Origin of the sequence: Acinetobacter towneri, assembly GCF_001758345.1 — a bacterium.
GTDB lineage: Bacteria > Pseudomonadota > Gammaproteobacteria > Pseudomonadales > Moraxellaceae > Acinetobacter > Acinetobacter towneri_A.
In genome coordinates, this window is sequence record NZ_MKQS01000011.1 from 71,569 (window position 1) to 86,273 (window position 14,705).

A 14,705-nucleotide genomic window follows, 5' to 3' on the forward strand; every position below is an offset into this window, starting at 1 on the left:
CTCACTGAAATTCATCTGAGGGGTCTTGAAATCATTTCAATTGTCTCAAGCGATTGCTTTTGGCATAACGTCCCACAGGGTTCTTTGCGGCACGGTTACGACGAATATCTTTCGGATTAATGGTTAAAGCACGATAAATCTCAACCCGATCACCTGCTTGAAGTACATGCTGCGGCTCAACTCGTACACCAAAAATACCCACCATCAACGGTTCAGATAAAGTCGTTGCTGTTGCAATTCCACTTTGCTGAATTGCATCCAAAACGGTCATGCCCTGCTGAAATGCAACAGTCATATGCCATTGTTGTTCGGGTGTGGCATAGGCCACCCACACCTGTGCCATTTGACTCATCCGAACCACTGTCCAATTAACGCCACTATTGCAACTACGATAGATACAGGCAACACCACACGTACCGCAATACGCCAAATGTTATAAAATGCCTCACTGCTAAAGTTCATGGCTTTACGCAGATGACTGATTTTCATAATCCAGCCTGCAAAAATAGCGTAAATCAAACAAATGACTAAGCCCCAAAGCAACAAGGCAAAATTAAATACTGGACTCATGGCAGGCATTGCCCAAACCAAAGTTGCTGCAATCAATACAATCCACTGAATCGCAACCACCATTTGACGTTGTGCTAATTGTTCACGTGCCAATTGCAATAAAACCGCTGCTGCTGCAACAGTTGCCACCACCAAAACAAGAGCTGGAATTTGTGCCTGCACGGCAAAGAATGCGAAAGCAAAGACGGCCAATAGCTGTGCAATCCAAATTGGCAATACCGTTGCGGTTGCTGCAGATTGTTGCTGTGCTTGCTGCAAGCTAGTTTGCCAGTACAAGCCCATACCTAAACCACTGGCCACCAAAGCCAAAACAGTTGCACTACCCCATTCGCTAAACTCAATTGAAGTGACTTGCCATGCAGGAAGTTCTGAACCCATCACCATCGATAAAACCAAAGCCGCTACAACAGCAACAGCGGTACATAGCAATAAAATTTGACGCGGCAATAATGACAATGCCAGTGCTAAAACAGCCACAATCAAAAACAAGACATGACTAGCCAAGTCCGCAGCGGCAAATTGATTTAAAATTTGCGCAGCATTAGACAACAAACCGCCTGCTAAAAATGGAATGAACACCACTGCAAGCCAGCCCACCAAACGCCATTTTTGAGAGGCATCGGCATCACGAGTTAAACTTGAAAGTGCTTGTAATGCTGTCGTTTTTGAGCGTTTGGCTAAGGCAATTTCCAAATAAGTGATCGGTAATGCCAAAATCAGCATGGTTGCTAACCACAATAACCAAAAGTCGAGCTGACGCTCAACTTGAATACCTGTCATTGGTGCGAGTGTAGCAATAATAATGAATGATAAACCAAATGCCATCAGCGGCGATAACCATCGTGACATAGCATTGTCCTGCATGACGCTGTCCTAATAAAAATCTAGGTCTATTTTGCCTTTGTCATCAAGGAAAAGCAAAACCTCAAAAAGAAAAAAGCAAACTGTCTGAGAGGCTGCTAACACTCCATCTATTGATGATAGTGTCAGCAACTCCTCTAGTTTGCTGCGCGAATTTATAATTTTTATTCTTTCATTTTTTATGGCTTCAGACTTATGAGAAGAAACGTGCGAACCAGCCTTTACCTTTCTTCTTCTCATTTTCTTTAATAATGCCCATCATATTCTCTTTCACAGCCCCTACATAATCGGCGTCATCGTGTTGAATATGATTAATTAACCATTTTGATAGGACTTCATGCAATTCGCTTTCAATGGATTGCCCCATTTCGAAACGATCACGATAAGACTCAATTTTTTTAATGAATAAATCATGAACACGTTTATGCGGTACGCGGTATTTATAACCAGCTTCTTCTTGTAATGATTCTTCAAAGGTAAAATGCGACTGAGTGTAATCAATAATATTATCTAAAATCTGCTTTACACGTGCTCGATCACTGGCATCGCTAATTTCAACAATTTCATTAATGTAATCGAGGATACGTCTATGCTGATCGTCAATCACATCGATACCAGTGTTGTATTCTGGAACCCATTTCATCTTCATACGACCACCTTACAGAAATAAATGAATAATCACACTGTAAATGGTAGACGTATTTACCTTAAATAAAAATGAAGTGAATTGGTAGGGATTGACTAAAAACACAAAAAACCAACTCAACATATTGATTTAAATTAATTTAAACCAAAATAGTCTACCAAAAGACTAAGTTATTATTTAACCAACTTATACATTTTTATTCTTGTTTTATTTGAAATATACGACAATAAAACGGATATTTTTTAATCATGAATACCCGTATAAATTAATATTGATCTGCTTTGGTCATCCGTCTTAGTTCAGGATTTAAACGCTCTCGTTCCAATCGCGCAATATGTGTCATTTGGCTTTTAATTGGGCGTCCATGTTGAAATAAAATCATTTCACCTGGTTGAAATGCAGTCCATGTTTCATTTTGAGTCAAAGGTTCGGTGGTAATCACTGCCACACAATCCTCTGCTGTGGTGACTTGGCTAAAATCGACCTCAACATCTAAATCAATTAATTGTGCAGGTTGAAATGGATAAGCGCGTACCAACCAATGTAATTTGGTCACTGCATAACTAAATAATGCCTGACCATTAGATAAACAAAAATTAAAGGTGCCATGTTCTGCTATTGTAGGAGATATTTCGACTAATAGATCAAAAACTTGTGTCAGGCTAGGTTCATCATAACCAAAACGATTTACCAATTGATCTAACAAATAACAAAATGCTCGTTCACTGTCGGTATTACCCACAGGGGTAAAACGACCTGATAAATGTGGATGAAAGTCATGTAAATCACCATTATGGGCAAAAATCCACTCGCGTCCCCACAACTCACGACTAAACGGATGCGAATTTTCTAAATTAATTTTGCCTTGTGTCGCTTTACGAATATGGGCAATCACATTGCGCGATTTGATGGGATAGTTGCGGATCAATTCTGCAATGGGTGATTCTACTGCAGATTGGTTATCAACAAATAAACGGCAAGCTTTATCTTCAAAAAAAGCAATGCCAAAGCCATCAGAATGGTCTGAGGTGATTCCTGCGCGCTGCGAAAATCCCCGAAATGAAAAGGTAATATCGGTAGGTGTCGCACAATTCATTCCAAGCAACTGACACATAAGGCCTTATCTTTATACAAATAATGAAATTATCTGATTATTGTGCATCAGCCATGTACATAATTCAAATCTGAAAAATATAAATAGATTTCTACATCACCATTCTATAAATATGCAGTGCTGTAGAAATCTCTATTTCATCACGATGTTATGATGCTTTTACTTTCTTTTGGCGAATAAAATGCTTTGCCATCTGTTTCACATCTAACAAAACAAAATAGTCCAAACAGTTAAAATCACGATCGTAAAATGCTTGTTCAGACAACTTGGCATTCATTTTCAGATAAACATCAAACAATTTAGGAATTCGTTCATCTTGGCTAAAACTGTGACTCGGGCAACTAGGCTCAAACGGCTGCTGTGACTGAATATCGCAGCGCTGATTTTCAGCCAATTGTTGAATCACTTGATGAGTATGATAAGCCCGCGCTTCATTGCCTTCTAAACGAATACTGACACAGCCAATCAGGTGTTTGGCACGCATTTCCCATAACACTTTAGGTACTAAATTTAGCCATAAAATAGAGAGTGTTTTCCCTGAACGATAATATGGATGCACACAAGTACGCCCCATTTCGACAATATTCGAGAGATGGCCTAACTCATCTATAATTTTGAACTCGTGCGCGCTATAACTATTCGCAAGCTCATGCCCTTGCCAAAGTTTTAAACGGGTATAGGCAACAATTTCGCCCGTAGATTTATCTCTAAGTACGGCGTGTTCACAGCCAAAATCGTACAAGTCCTGATCTAAACCCGATTCAAATTCAATGCCAAATTGCTTGGAAAATTGTTTTGCACGAAAACGCTGAACTTCTTGTAGTTGCTTTAAATTTTCAACCCATTCAAATGCATATTGTGTGGCTTTACTATTTTTTTTCTGAGCTTTACCCACTTTCACCATAGGAAAGCTAAACTGCTGACGATACTGATTTAATTTTTGTAACATCATAGATACCTCATGTTTTCTCCTACACTAGGACAGCGACATGACACTATGATGACTGCGGTGTCACTGACTAAAATTTAAGATTTCAGGATCGCGTCAAAGCGATTTCAAGGATGCTTAATCAACAAAATTTAAGTTTTGTGCTCAAAGTCTTATACAAAAAAAAAGCTTCAATTGAGAAGCTCTTTTAGGGATCATTTTCTAAAGTTTCATTTACGCACTTGGACACGGTTGGTAATTAAAGTTCCCACACCATGATCGGTAAAGATTTCCAATAAAGTAGCATGTGGCACACGACCATCGACAATATGTGCACTGATTACACCACCCTTGACTGCATCCAAAGCACAACCCACTTTGGGAATCATGCCACCGTAAATCACACCTATATCAATTAAACGATCCACTTCCTGAGTGGTCAAACCGGTTAACAATTTTTTATTTTCGTCTAATACACCCGAAATATTGGTCAGCAAAATTAACTTTTCAGCCCCCAATGCTTCGGCAACTTTACCTGCGACTAAATCGGCATTGATGTTATAAGTATTGCCTGCATCATCGACACCCAAAGGTGCAATCACTGGAATAAAGTCACTGCTGGTAAACATTTCCAACACATCGGTTTTGACACCAACCACTTCACCCACCAAGCCAAGGTCAATTTGTTGTGCTTCGCCTGTTTCAGTGGTTTTTTGCATCAATAATTTCTGTGCGCGAATCAAGTTACCATCTTTACCCGTCAAACCAATCGCACGACCGCCATGTTGGTTAATTAAATTGACGATAGATTTGTTGACGCTTCCGCCCAAAACCATCTCTACAACTTCCATGGTCGCAGGATCGGTGACACGCATACCATCAATACGGTCAGACTCACGTCCCAATTGCTTGAGCATAGAATCCACTTGTGGGCCACCACCATGAACCACAATTGGGTTTAAGCCCACGGTTTTTAACAACACAATATCACGAGCAAAAGAACTTTCTAGCTCAGGATCGGTCATGGCATTGCCACCATATTTCACAACAAGGGTCTTGCCCGCAAAACGTTGAATATACGGCAAAGCTTCGGTCAAAATTTGCGCTTTGTCGATACCAGTCTGTTGATGTGGCATTCGCCTCTCCTTATTGAGCATCTAAAATGTCTTGGGCGATTTCAGGATATCGCTCACTTAACATGGAAACAAATGTATCGCGAATATCATTCAGTCGTGATGGATTATCGGCATCAAAACGCACCGTAAAATATTCGCCTGTATTAGATGCTCGAATAATGCCAAATCCATCTTCAAAATCAAGTCTTACACCATCTATTTTACTTAATTCTGCCCCACTGCGATGGCTATAACTTTCAACATCATTTAAAACCATACTCGGTTCAATATTACGTGTGCTGATATAAGTGTCTTCGGTGCAGCAACGCTCAGGATATTTCTGCATCAGTGCTGAAAGACTGCTGTAAGAACTATGGCTTAAATATTCCAGCACGCGCAAGGCGGCGTAAATACCATCGTCATAGCCAAAACCACGTCCATCATTAAATACATAATGTCCCGCGTATTCGCCACCGAACACTGCTTTGTCTTGTGACTGAGCCAAATAACGACGTAAGAAGGTGCTACCTGTACGAATCATCACCGGTTCGCCACCCAAATCACGAACGGTATTGCGTACCATGGTGGAGCATTTTACATCAAACACCACTTGATGCTGAGGATGGGTTTTTAAGCACATTTCTGCAAATAAGGACAACAAGCGATCTGCAGAAAGTACATTTGCACGTTCATCCAACAAGACGACACGATCACCATCGCCATCTAAAGCAATGCCAATGTCTGCCTGATGTTCACGCACCGCATTTTTTAAATGCTGTAAGTGTTTTTCTTGAGATGGATCGGGTGCATGCTCTGGAAAATGACCATTGGCTTCGCAGCGTAAAGCAATCACCTCACAGCACATTTTTTGCAAAACCAAAGCAGCGCAATGCCCAGCCGAGCCATACATCCCATCCAACACAACTTTATAAGTGCGTGCCAGATGAAGGTCTTGCAATATCGCATTTTGATATTGCTGACACGCATCTTCAATAAATTCATGAGAGATATTGTCAGCTTGTTGTAATTCAAGGAATGTTGCTACATCGGTATTTAAATAATATGGTGCTGCATCGTGTGCCACTTGTTGAATCATTTCAGGGCTTGGCGGTTCGCCCTGTACTATCCATTTAATGCCGTTGTCTGATTTTGGATTATGACTGGCCGTAAGCATAATGCCATTGCCTGCCGTAAGTCGTGCCATAAAATACAACATGGGGCTGGAACAACAACCCACCATCTTTACTTGAAATTGATGGGCAAGAAAGACCTGGCGTACAATTTCAGCATAAGCAGGACTATTTAAACGCGCATCATAACCAATACTAATTTGAGTTTGCTTTTCTTGTTGATATTGTTGCACCAATCCTTGTGCAATCGCGTTTATCAATTTCACAGTCAGCACAGTTTCTTTGCCACGTATGTCGTAAGCGCGAAAAATATGCTGTGGAAAAAGTGTTTGTGGATTGTTCATAGGCTTACAACTACAAAGATGAGCCAACATAAAGTGAATAAATCTTGGCTCGAGATATTTTGAAAATTCTAATTAGATTTTTTAATAGATGTGCAATGGTCTCATCAGAGCTAGTGATTTACTTGTCATTATTAGTACATCTTTCGTTACTTTTCAAGAATTGTTGGTAAAGTTTCAGGTAAAACCTTACCAAACGATTTAGGCTAAAACCTCAGTAAACTCAGTTTTTACCCGTATGCCCAAAACCACCTGCACCGCGTTCAGTGGCCACAAATTCATCCACCTGTTCAAACTCAGCCTGCACCACAGGTACCAAAACGTATTGCGCTAAACGCTCACCAGGTTCTAGACTAAATGCAGTTTGGCTACGGTTCCAAACCGAAACCATCAACTCACCCTGATAATCTGAATCAATCAAACCCACCAAGTTACCTAACACGATGCCATGTTTGTGACCCAAGCCTGAACGCGGCAAAATCATGCCTGCAAAACCTGTATCTTGAATATAAATCGCTAAACCTGTTTTGACCAATACAGTTTGACCTGGCTCAATCACGATGCTGCTGTCTACACAAGCACGTAAGTCCAAACCTGCCGAACCTGCGGTTGCATAAGTTGGCATTGGCCATTCTGTACCTAAACGTGAATCTAAGACTTTAACTTGAACTTTCATGAAATTTATCCTGCTTTTAAATTTTCAATGTGCTTTCGTTTTTCGATGTGCCATTTGATGCTGTACTTGCATCAACACCGCTGAATTTTTTCAGCGCTTAATCAGGGCACGTAAATTTTCCAAATAATGCTGTGCCTGTAATTTCGGATCGACATCACCCGCTAACTTTTTCTTACGTCCGAGCCATTCCAATTCATCTTGTGGTAATTCATCCAAAAAACGACTTGGGGTCATTTGTTTCATTTGCCCGCCCGCTTTGCGCTGTTCTGCCAAAGTAATGGTTAAGCCCTGACGTGCACGAGTAATCCCCACGTACATCAAACGGCGTTCTTCCTCGACAGTATCTGCCACAATCGAGTTTTTATGCGGTAAAAGCTCTTCTTCCAAACCAATCAAATACACGTACGGAAATTCCAAGCCTTTGGACGCATGCAGGGTCAATAAATTGACTTTATCAGTGTCTTCTTCTTCCTGTTGCTGTTCGAGCATATCGAGCAGCACCATTTTACGAATCACGCTTTCAATATTCTTTTCATCGACATCTTCAGCACGGTTAATCAAACTTTGGATGCTGCTATACAGCACTTCAATATTATCTAGCTTGGTTTTTTCCTGCGCAGGGGTGGCTGCTTGCTCTTTAATGTAGTCGATATAACCTGCTTCGAGCATCATTTGACGGATGATTGGCACAGGCTCATCATCTTCCAATAAATTACGGGTAAAATTACCAATAAAATCTGCAAACTCTGCCAACTGTGTCGTGGCTTTTTTCGGAATTGCCATCGTCAGGCGCTGATCACCTGCGGCGGCCAATAACGACAAATGGTTTTCCTGTGCAAACAGCCCTAGTTTTTCCAAAGTCACAGGGCCAATCGCACGTTTAGGCGTGTTAATAATGCGTAAGAATGCGCTGTCATCTTCAGGGTTAATAATCAAACGCAAATAACTCATGATGTCTTTGATTTCAGCGCGCGCAAAGAACGATTGACCACCTGAAAGCTTGTACGGAATTTGCATTTGGCGTAATTGGGTTTCCAAAATGCGCGCCTGAAAGTTACCACGATACAAAATCGCATAATCTTTCCAGCTTTTACCGTTCATTAACTTATGGGTGAGTAAGTCTTTCACCACGCGTTCTGATTCATCATCATCGTTTCGGCAAGTGATCACCCGAATCACTTCACCATGACCTTTATCTGACCAGAGTTTTTTATCAAAAATATGTGGATTATTACCAATAACAGTGTTGGCTGCTTTTAAAATACGACTAGTCGAGCGATAGTTTTGCTCAAGTTTAATCACTTTTAAATTTGGAAAATCGTCTTTCAGTAAGGCCATATTTTCAGGCTTCGCACCGCGCCACGCGTAAATCGATTGGTCGTCATCACCTACCGCAGTAAACTGCCCCATCACACCTACAAGTAATTTCACCAAGATATATTGTGCGGTATTGGTATCCTGATACTCATCGACCAATAAATAACGAACACGGTTTTGCCACTTGTCACGCACTTCGGCATTTTCTTGCAAAAGTCGTGTCGGCATTACAATTAAATCATCAAAATCTACCGCGTTATAGGCACGTAAATTACGTTCATAAAGTTGATATAAATGTGCAAATTGGATGTCTTCTGGCGTTTCGCAGGTGGTATGCGCCTGCTCTGGTGCAATCAGATCATTTTTCCAGTCTGAAATCATCTTCATGGCTTTGGCAATCAATTCTTTGCTTTCTGCACCCGACAAATTATCGCGGTGCATTAAATCCATCAAAATACGTTTGCAGTCATCGGCATCTAAAATAGAGAAGTTGGCTTTTAACGGCGTGTGTTTTAATTCAAAACGTAATAAGTTCAGACCAAAGGTGTGGAAAGTCGAAACCGATAATCCTTTAGCTTCTTCACGTGACAACAATTTGGTCACACGCTCTTTCATTTCTCGTGCTGCTTTATTGGTAAAAGTCATCGCTGTAATACGATGCGCAGGAATCCCGCAATGCTTAACCAAATAGGCAATTTTTCGGGTAATCACCGAAGTTTTACCGGAACCCGCCCCTGCAAGCACTAACAAGGGTCCTTGAGTGTATTTCATCGCTTCAAGTTGCTTGTCGTTTAACTGACTTGCCAGTGACATAGTATTTCCTCTATTTCGGTTCGAGCTTGATTATAGTCATCTCAGACTAAGATGACTAATCTAAAATGCTGCTTTCAACGTCATTGTCTATTTGCTGAGTATGCAACTAGACAACACTAAATTTTTGACATGAAAAAACCGCCCGAAGGCGGTTCTTTACAGTTTATACAATGCCAGATTATTGGATCGCATAAATGCTGATTTCTACACGACGGTTTTGCTCACGKCCTTGTGCAGTTGCGTTCGATGCGATTGGGTTTGCAGCACCCTGACCTTGTACATTAATACGCGAAGTTGATACACMACGGCTAGCCAAGTAGCTTGCAACCGATTGTGCACGTGCTTGTGACAATGGAATATTGATGGAGTCATTACCCGTATTATCGGTATAACCAGTCACTAAAATGCCGCTCTTGTTATCTTGGGTGAGCGTTTGCGCTACTTTGTCCAAGGTAGAATAGAAGTTTGGTTTGATGTTTGATTTGTTCGTATCAAACGTGATGTTACCTGGCATGATCAGGCCAACAGAACCATCAGCATTACGGTTTACTTCTACGCCTGTACCTGCCATTTGTTGGCGAAGTTGTTTTTCTTTATTGTCAAGATAAACACCCGCACCAGCACCCACTACAGCACCAATCGCTGCAGCACGGTTGTTTTGTGCACTTGTGTTTGCGTTACTTTTAGAGACCCCATAACCTGCAGCAGCGCCAATTACTGTGCCTAACGCTGTTTTGTCATATTCCATACCACCAAGGTTGTTACCAGTCGATTGACAACCTGTTAATACCATTGCCCCTACAACTGCTGTCGATATTGCTAATGCACGCATGGCATGCCTCCTTACTTGTGTTTTGTTGTACAGGCTGAATATTGAATGAAAAAATATACTTAGACCATTGATTTTTTGTTAATAAAAAAACTTTTACTTACAAATATACATGATCATGTACAAATCTGGGTATAACTTCATCACAATTTCTACACACTTTCACTTCTACACTTTTTTATTTTAAAAACAACATTTATAGTGGAGTAATCTACAAATACGTGACGCATTGGACGATTTATCTTCAGGATTGATTTATATGTCATCGCAAGCAAAAAAACAGCCTTTATTAAAAAAAATCACAAAAGGACTCACGGTGGGTACAGTCATTACTGGCAGTACATTTTTTCACGGCCCTCCTGTGTTGGCTTTAGGCTTAACCAAACTGTTCAAGCAGTCAAGTAAGGTCGATGAAGCCAATATTCAAATTACCAACAGTTGGCTCAGTGTAAATAACTGGCTGATTGATCATGTGTTACCCAATACCCAATGGGACATCAGCATTGATGAAAATTTGCAGCTGAGCATGCAAGGTCGTTATCTTATGACCTGTAACCATCAAAGTTGGGTCGATACCACAGTAAATCAATATTTTGGTTTAACCCGCATGCCTTTGACCCGCTTTTTTACCAAGTGGGAGCTGATCTTTATTCCCTTTGTGGGTCAAGCCTTTAAAATTTTAGGCTTCCCAATGATGAAGCGTCACAGCAAAGCACAAATTGAAAAAAAACCAGCACTGAAAGATCGTGATATGCAAGAGGCACGTAAAGCCTGCCAACAATTATTAAGTCAGCCCTTTACCTTGCTAAATTATTTAGAAGGCACTCGCTTTACTAAAGAAAAACATGATCAACAACAATCGCCTTATCAACATTTATTAAAGCCAAAAGCTGGCGGTTTAGCGTTGGCATTAAATATTTTGGGCGATCAAATTGATGCTTTGGTGGATATGACCATTGTTTACCCAGATGGTGTGCCAGGCTACAGCGAGTTCTGGCTCGGAGAAGTTCCTCGCATTGCGGTAAATTTACGAAAAATCAACATTCCAGACTGGGTCTTGGGCGGCAATTATGAAGATGATGCTGAATATCGTGAACGTTTTCAGCAATGGGTGCATGAACTTTGGCTAGAAAAAGACCAACTGATTGAAAGCATGCAACAAAAACTTGCAGCCCCGACTGCATAACCATTCAGGTACAACATGAAAAAGTCAGAAGAACCTGTCATCAAATCCTCTTTTCATCCCCTGCGTAAAGATTCATGGGGATGGAAAATTGCCTTGGTCTATGACTTGTTTTTGATGGGTTTAATCATCTTTAACTTGTTCTGCTTAAGTGCCAACGCCATTTTAATGAGTGATTTTGGTGAGTGGTTATTTGACTTTATTCGTCTGCCTGAAATTTTACAATTTTATCGAGCAGAATTGCGCCCATGGGTGGGAATTACCGAAGGCTGGTTTACCACGTTTTTAATTGTAGAGTTATGCGTACGTTGGGGTATTGCAATTATTTTCAAACATCATCAGCGTTGGTGGTTTTTCCCGTTTATTCACTGGTATGAAATTCTTGCGATCATTCCGCAATTGCGTTTTTTACGTTTATTACGTGCCATCGCGATTGGTTACAACCTGCATAGTCACGGCTATAAAGTCATTCCAGACAGTTGGTATAAACGCGGCAACTTTTACTACAACTTGCTCATGGAAGAACTCAGTAGCCGTGTGGTGCTCACGGTACTCAATGGAGTGCAACGTGAATTGACCACTAGTACTACTCACAAACAATTTATTGATGACTTGGTCGAGCATCATCGTCAATTACTCGCGATTGCTCTAGCCGATATTTTGCAGGAATCCTTAGGCAAAGAATTACACATGCAGCGTCACATGATTGCGAAAAATGTCGGACTGGTGGTGAATCAAGCCATTGAAGATACGCCTGAACTGACACAATTACTGCGCCTGATTCCATTGGTCGGTGGACGTATTGAACAGCAAATTCAAAGTATCGGACAGCGATTGGGCGAAAATATCACCCAAGGTTTAATTGGACCTTTTGCACAGCAAAATCAACAAGTACAAAATCCAACTTATCTAATGATTGCTGAAAAAATTAGTCAGATTGAAATTGAACATAATCAACATATTGATAAATTAGTAGAATCGGCAATATTTGAAACTTTAGAAGCGATTCGCAAACAAGTAAAAGTTAAACAATGGCAACAAATTTTAAATGAAGGACAACAACACGATATTTCATAAAGGTCTTTTAATAATTTTAGCTAAAACAATGTGAAATATTTTTAGTAACTGAACTAGAGAATTTACCCAATTTGTTCTAGGATTTGCTCTATTTATAAAATGACTTCAACAACCAGCAAGGTTAGAAGTGGTAAGGAATTATTATGGCTGATATACGGATAAAAGGCAGATTGGTCAATGCAATTCGCATTAGCTTAGACACCAATGATCATGATGCGATCCGCCAGCAACTAAACCCAATGCTGCAAAAATCATTTCCACCAGGCGTTTTGGTGGTGATTGAAAGTTCAGTCGAACAGGAACTGATTGCACTGATTCAATTACTCATTAGTTTAGAGGCACAGCCAATTGCGGTGACTGAAGGACTATTGGGCGATCAGGCACGTGCCATTCAATTTCCTGTGATTTCACAAGACCGCCCACTTCAAGAAGTGAAAGCGACCAAAGAACAAGTGGTGGAAGTTAAACCTGAGCCTGCCGCAGAACAACAGACTGAAAATCAAGTCGCTGAAACTACACCTGCGGTGGCACATATTACGTCGTATCATGATGAAATTTTGCGTACAGGTCAATGTCTGGTACAGCATCAGGGCGACATCATTTTAATCGCAGGCATTAACAGCGGTTCCGAAGTGATTGCTTCAGGAAATATACATATTTATGGTAGTGTACGTGGTAGAGTCATTGCCGGCGCGGGCGGGAATATTGCAGCACGAATTTTCTGTCATTCCCTAGAAGCAGAATTGGTATCTATTGCAGGCACATATTGCGTTGCGGATGACATTCCACAGCATGTGACCAAAAAACCTGTGCATATTTACTTAAATGATAACCAAGAGCTTGTATTTGAAGCTCTACAATTTTAATGTATAAATAATCACCAAAAATCCCCAAAAAATATAGGGGAATTTAAACCATAACAGGAGTGGATTCGGTGGCGAAAATTGTTGTCGTAACATCAGGCAAAGGTGGCGTAGGTAAAACCACTACAAGTGCATCTTTTGCAACAGGTTTAGCCCTACGTGGTCACAAAACTGTTGTTATCGATTTTGACGTGGGTTTACGTAACCTTGACTTAATTATGGGTTGTGAACGTCGCGTTGTTTATGATTTTGTGAATGTTTTAAATAATGAAGCGCGTTTACAACAAGCATTAATTCGCGATAAAGATATTGAAAACCTTTATATTCTTCCAGCCTCACAAACCCGTGATAAAGATGCCCTGACCGATGAAGGCGTGGCACGTATTATGGATGAGCTTGCACAAGAGTTTGATTACATTATTTGTGACTCACCTGCTGGGATTGAGCGCGGCGCTATTTTAGCGATGTATCATGCCGATGAAGCGATTATTGTGACTAACCCTGAAATTTCTTCAGTACGTGACTCTGACCGTATTATTGGTATGCTAGACAGCAAAACTAAAAAAGTAGAACAAAACGAAGGCCGTATCCGTAAGCACCTGTGTATTACACGTTACAACCCAGAACGTGCCGATAAACAAGAAATGCTGACGATTGATGACATTTCTAAAGATATTTTACGTGTACCTACTTTAGGCGTAATTCCTGAATGTAAGAGCGTACTTCAAGCATCAAACGAAGGTAAACCTGTCATTCTGTATAGCGATGCTGCTGCAGGTCAGGCTTATGATGACTTGGTTGCACGATTCTTAGGTGAAGAACGTCCGTTTCGCCATATTGAAGCGAAACCTAAGGGCTGGTTAGCACGATTATTTGGAGCGTAGACATGGCAGGATTTTGGAGCAAATTATTTAGCGGTGAAGATAAGCCATCTAGCGCACAAACAGCAAAAGATCGCTTAAAAGTGATTGTTGCTTCTGAACAAGGTCTTGGTAAACGCTTAAGCCAAGAAAAAATTGATCAGATGAAGAAAGAAATCATGCAAGTGGTGAACCGCTACGTGCGTGGGGTAGATGAACAACACATTCAAATGTCAGTACGTTCAGAAGCCAATATTGAAATGCTAGAAATGAATATCAATTTGCCTGAAGAGCGATAATCTGAATACTGATTAGTCAAGCAAATTGAATCAGGGCAAAATAACACAAGTTATTTTGCCCTATTTTTTCAAAAGAATATAAA

The 14,705-nt window shown here is 40.7% G+C and carries 15 protein-coding genes; 5 read left to right on the top strand and 10 right to left on the bottom strand.

Annotated elements, in window-relative coordinates; translation table 11 throughout:
* Positions 1-31 precede the first annotated feature (31 nt).
* The 10 genes from BJN41_RS07350 to BJN41_RS07395 form a co-directional block, all read right to left on the bottom strand.
* Positions 32-352 carry an RnfH family protein gene (locus tag BJN41_RS07350; protein WP_070154276.1) on the bottom strand — a complete coding sequence of 107 codons (321 nt, stop codon included), beginning with the start codon at positions 350-352 and terminating at the stop codon, positions 32-34.
* Positions 349-1,434, bottom strand: coding sequence for a hypothetical protein (locus BJN41_RS07355; protein ID WP_070154277.1), 1,086 nt, complete (start codon positions 1,432-1,434; stop codon positions 349-351). Before BJN41_RS07355 ends, BJN41_RS07350 begins: the two co-directional genes overlap by 4 nt.
* A gap of 190 nt (positions 1,435-1,624) precedes the next feature.
* A complete protein-coding gene (locus tag BJN41_RS07360) occupies positions 1,625-2,080 on the bottom strand; it encodes a bacteriohemerythrin (protein ID WP_026438250.1) in 456 nt (151 codons plus the stop codon).
* Between the two features lie 262 nt (positions 2,081-2,342).
* Positions 2,343-3,191 (bottom strand): class II glutamine amidotransferase, encoded by an 849-nt coding sequence (locus BJN41_RS07365; RefSeq protein ID WP_070154279.1) that lies wholly within the window; start codon positions 3,189-3,191, stop codon positions 2,343-2,345.
* A gap of 148 nt (positions 3,192-3,339) precedes the next feature.
* Positions 3,340-4,140 carry a GNAT family N-acetyltransferase gene (locus tag BJN41_RS07370; RefSeq protein WP_070154347.1) on the bottom strand — a complete coding sequence of 267 codons (801 nt, stop codon included), beginning with the start codon at positions 4,138-4,140 and terminating at the stop codon, positions 3,340-3,342.
* Positions 4,141-4,349: 209 nt separating this feature from the next.
* Positions 4,350-5,255 carry an acetylglutamate kinase gene (gene argB / locus BJN41_RS07375; RefSeq protein ID WP_019838284.1) on the bottom strand — a complete coding sequence of 302 codons (906 nt, stop codon included), beginning with the start codon at positions 5,253-5,255 and terminating at the stop codon, positions 4,350-4,352.
* 10 nt (positions 5,256-5,265) lie between these two features.
* Positions 5,266-6,708: a phosphomannomutase/phosphoglucomutase gene (locus BJN41_RS07380; protein WP_070154281.1), complete on the bottom strand. Its 1,443-nt coding sequence runs from the start codon at positions 6,706-6,708 to the stop codon at positions 5,266-5,268.
* Positions 6,709-6,928: 220 nt separating this feature from the next.
* Positions 6,929-7,381: a dUTP diphosphatase gene (gene dut / locus BJN41_RS07385; protein WP_070154283.1), complete on the bottom strand. Its 453-nt coding sequence runs from the start codon at positions 7,379-7,381 to the stop codon at positions 6,929-6,931.
* A 90-nt stretch (positions 7,382-7,471) separates the two neighbouring features.
* Entirely contained in the window at positions 7,472-9,511 is a 2,040-nt protein-coding gene (locus BJN41_RS07390) for a UvrD-helicase domain-containing protein (RefSeq protein ID WP_019838281.1), read from the bottom strand.
* A gap of 178 nt (positions 9,512-9,689) precedes the next feature.
* A complete protein-coding gene (locus BJN41_RS07395; protein WP_070154285.1) occupies positions 9,690-10,343 on the bottom strand; it encodes an OmpA family protein in 654 nt (217 codons plus the stop codon).
* A 256-nt stretch (positions 10,344-10,599) separates the two neighbouring features.
* Here BJN41_RS07395 and BJN41_RS07400 point away from each other — a divergent pair, with 256 nt between their 5' ends.
* From BJN41_RS07400 to minE, 5 genes are all read left to right on the top strand, one after another.
* Positions 10,600-11,526, top strand: a complete 927-nt coding sequence (locus BJN41_RS07400) for an acyltransferase (protein ID WP_070154287.1) — start codon at positions 10,600-10,602, stop codon at positions 11,524-11,526.
* A gap of 15 nt (positions 11,527-11,541) precedes the next feature.
* A complete protein-coding gene (locus tag BJN41_RS07405) occupies positions 11,542-12,600 on the top strand; it encodes a hypothetical protein (RefSeq protein WP_070154289.1) in 1,059 nt (352 codons plus the stop codon).
* Positions 12,601-12,743: 143 nt separating this feature from the next.
* Positions 12,744-13,466 carry a septum site-determining protein MinC gene (minC, locus tag BJN41_RS07410; RefSeq protein ID WP_070154291.1) on the top strand — a complete coding sequence of 241 codons (723 nt, stop codon included), beginning with the start codon at positions 12,744-12,746 and terminating at the stop codon, positions 13,464-13,466.
* 68 nt (positions 13,467-13,534) lie between these two features.
* The gene (gene minD, locus BJN41_RS07415; RefSeq protein ID WP_004975294.1) at positions 13,535-14,347 is read left to right on the top strand and encodes a septum site-determining protein MinD; all 813 of its coding nucleotides are present in this window, start codon (positions 13,535-13,537) and stop codon (positions 14,345-14,347) included.
* Positions 14,348-14,349: 2 nt separating this feature from the next.
* Positions 14,350-14,622 carry a cell division topological specificity factor MinE gene (minE, locus tag BJN41_RS07420; RefSeq protein ID WP_004975292.1) on the top strand — a complete coding sequence of 91 codons (273 nt, stop codon included), beginning with the start codon at positions 14,350-14,352 and terminating at the stop codon, positions 14,620-14,622.
* Positions 14,623-14,705 lie beyond the last annotated feature (83 nt).

Excerpts from the sequence above, each read along its gene's own strand:
- BJN41_RS07350 (WP_070154276.1), bottom strand. The coding sequence starts at position 352 with ATGAGTCAAATGGCACAGGTGTGGGTGGCCTATGCCACACCCGAACAA.
- BJN41_RS07355 (WP_070154277.1), bottom strand. The coding sequence starts at position 1,434 with ATGCAGGACAATGCTATGTCACGATGGTTATCGCCGCTGATGGCATTT.
- BJN41_RS07360 (WP_026438250.1), bottom strand. The coding sequence starts at position 2,080 with ATGAAGATGAAATGGGTTCCAGAATACAACACTGGTATCGATGTGATT.
- BJN41_RS07365 (WP_070154279.1), bottom strand. The coding sequence starts at position 3,191 with ATGTGTCAGTTGCTTGGAATGAATTGTGCGACACCTACCGATATTACC.
- BJN41_RS07370 (WP_070154347.1), bottom strand. The coding sequence starts at position 4,140 with ATGTTACAAAAATTAAATCAGTATCGTCAGCAGTTTAGCTTTCCTATG.
- argB (WP_019838284.1), bottom strand. The coding sequence starts at position 5,255 with ATGCCACATCAACAGACTGGTATCGACAAAGCGCAAATTTTGACCGAA.
- BJN41_RS07380 (WP_070154281.1), bottom strand. The coding sequence starts at position 6,708 with ATGAACAATCCACAAACACTTTTTCCACAGCATATTTTTCGCGCTTAC.
- dut (WP_070154283.1), bottom strand. The coding sequence starts at position 7,381 with ATGAAAGTTCAAGTTAAAGTCTTAGATTCACGTTTAGGTACAGAATGG.
- BJN41_RS07390 (WP_019838281.1), bottom strand. The coding sequence starts at position 9,511 with ATGTCACTGGCAAGTCAGTTAAACGACAAGCAACTTGAAGCGATGAAA.
- BJN41_RS07400 (WP_070154287.1), top strand. The coding sequence starts at position 10,600 with ATGTCATCGCAAGCAAAAAAACAGCCTTTATTAAAAAAAATCACAAAA.
- BJN41_RS07405 (WP_070154289.1), top strand. The coding sequence starts at position 11,542 with ATGAAAAAGTCAGAAGAACCTGTCATCAAATCCTCTTTTCATCCCCTG.
- minC (WP_070154291.1), top strand. The coding sequence starts at position 12,744 with ATGGCTGATATACGGATAAAAGGCAGATTGGTCAATGCAATTCGCATT.
- minE (WP_004975292.1), top strand. The coding sequence starts at position 14,350 with ATGGCAGGATTTTGGAGCAAATTATTTAGCGGTGAAGATAAGCCATCT.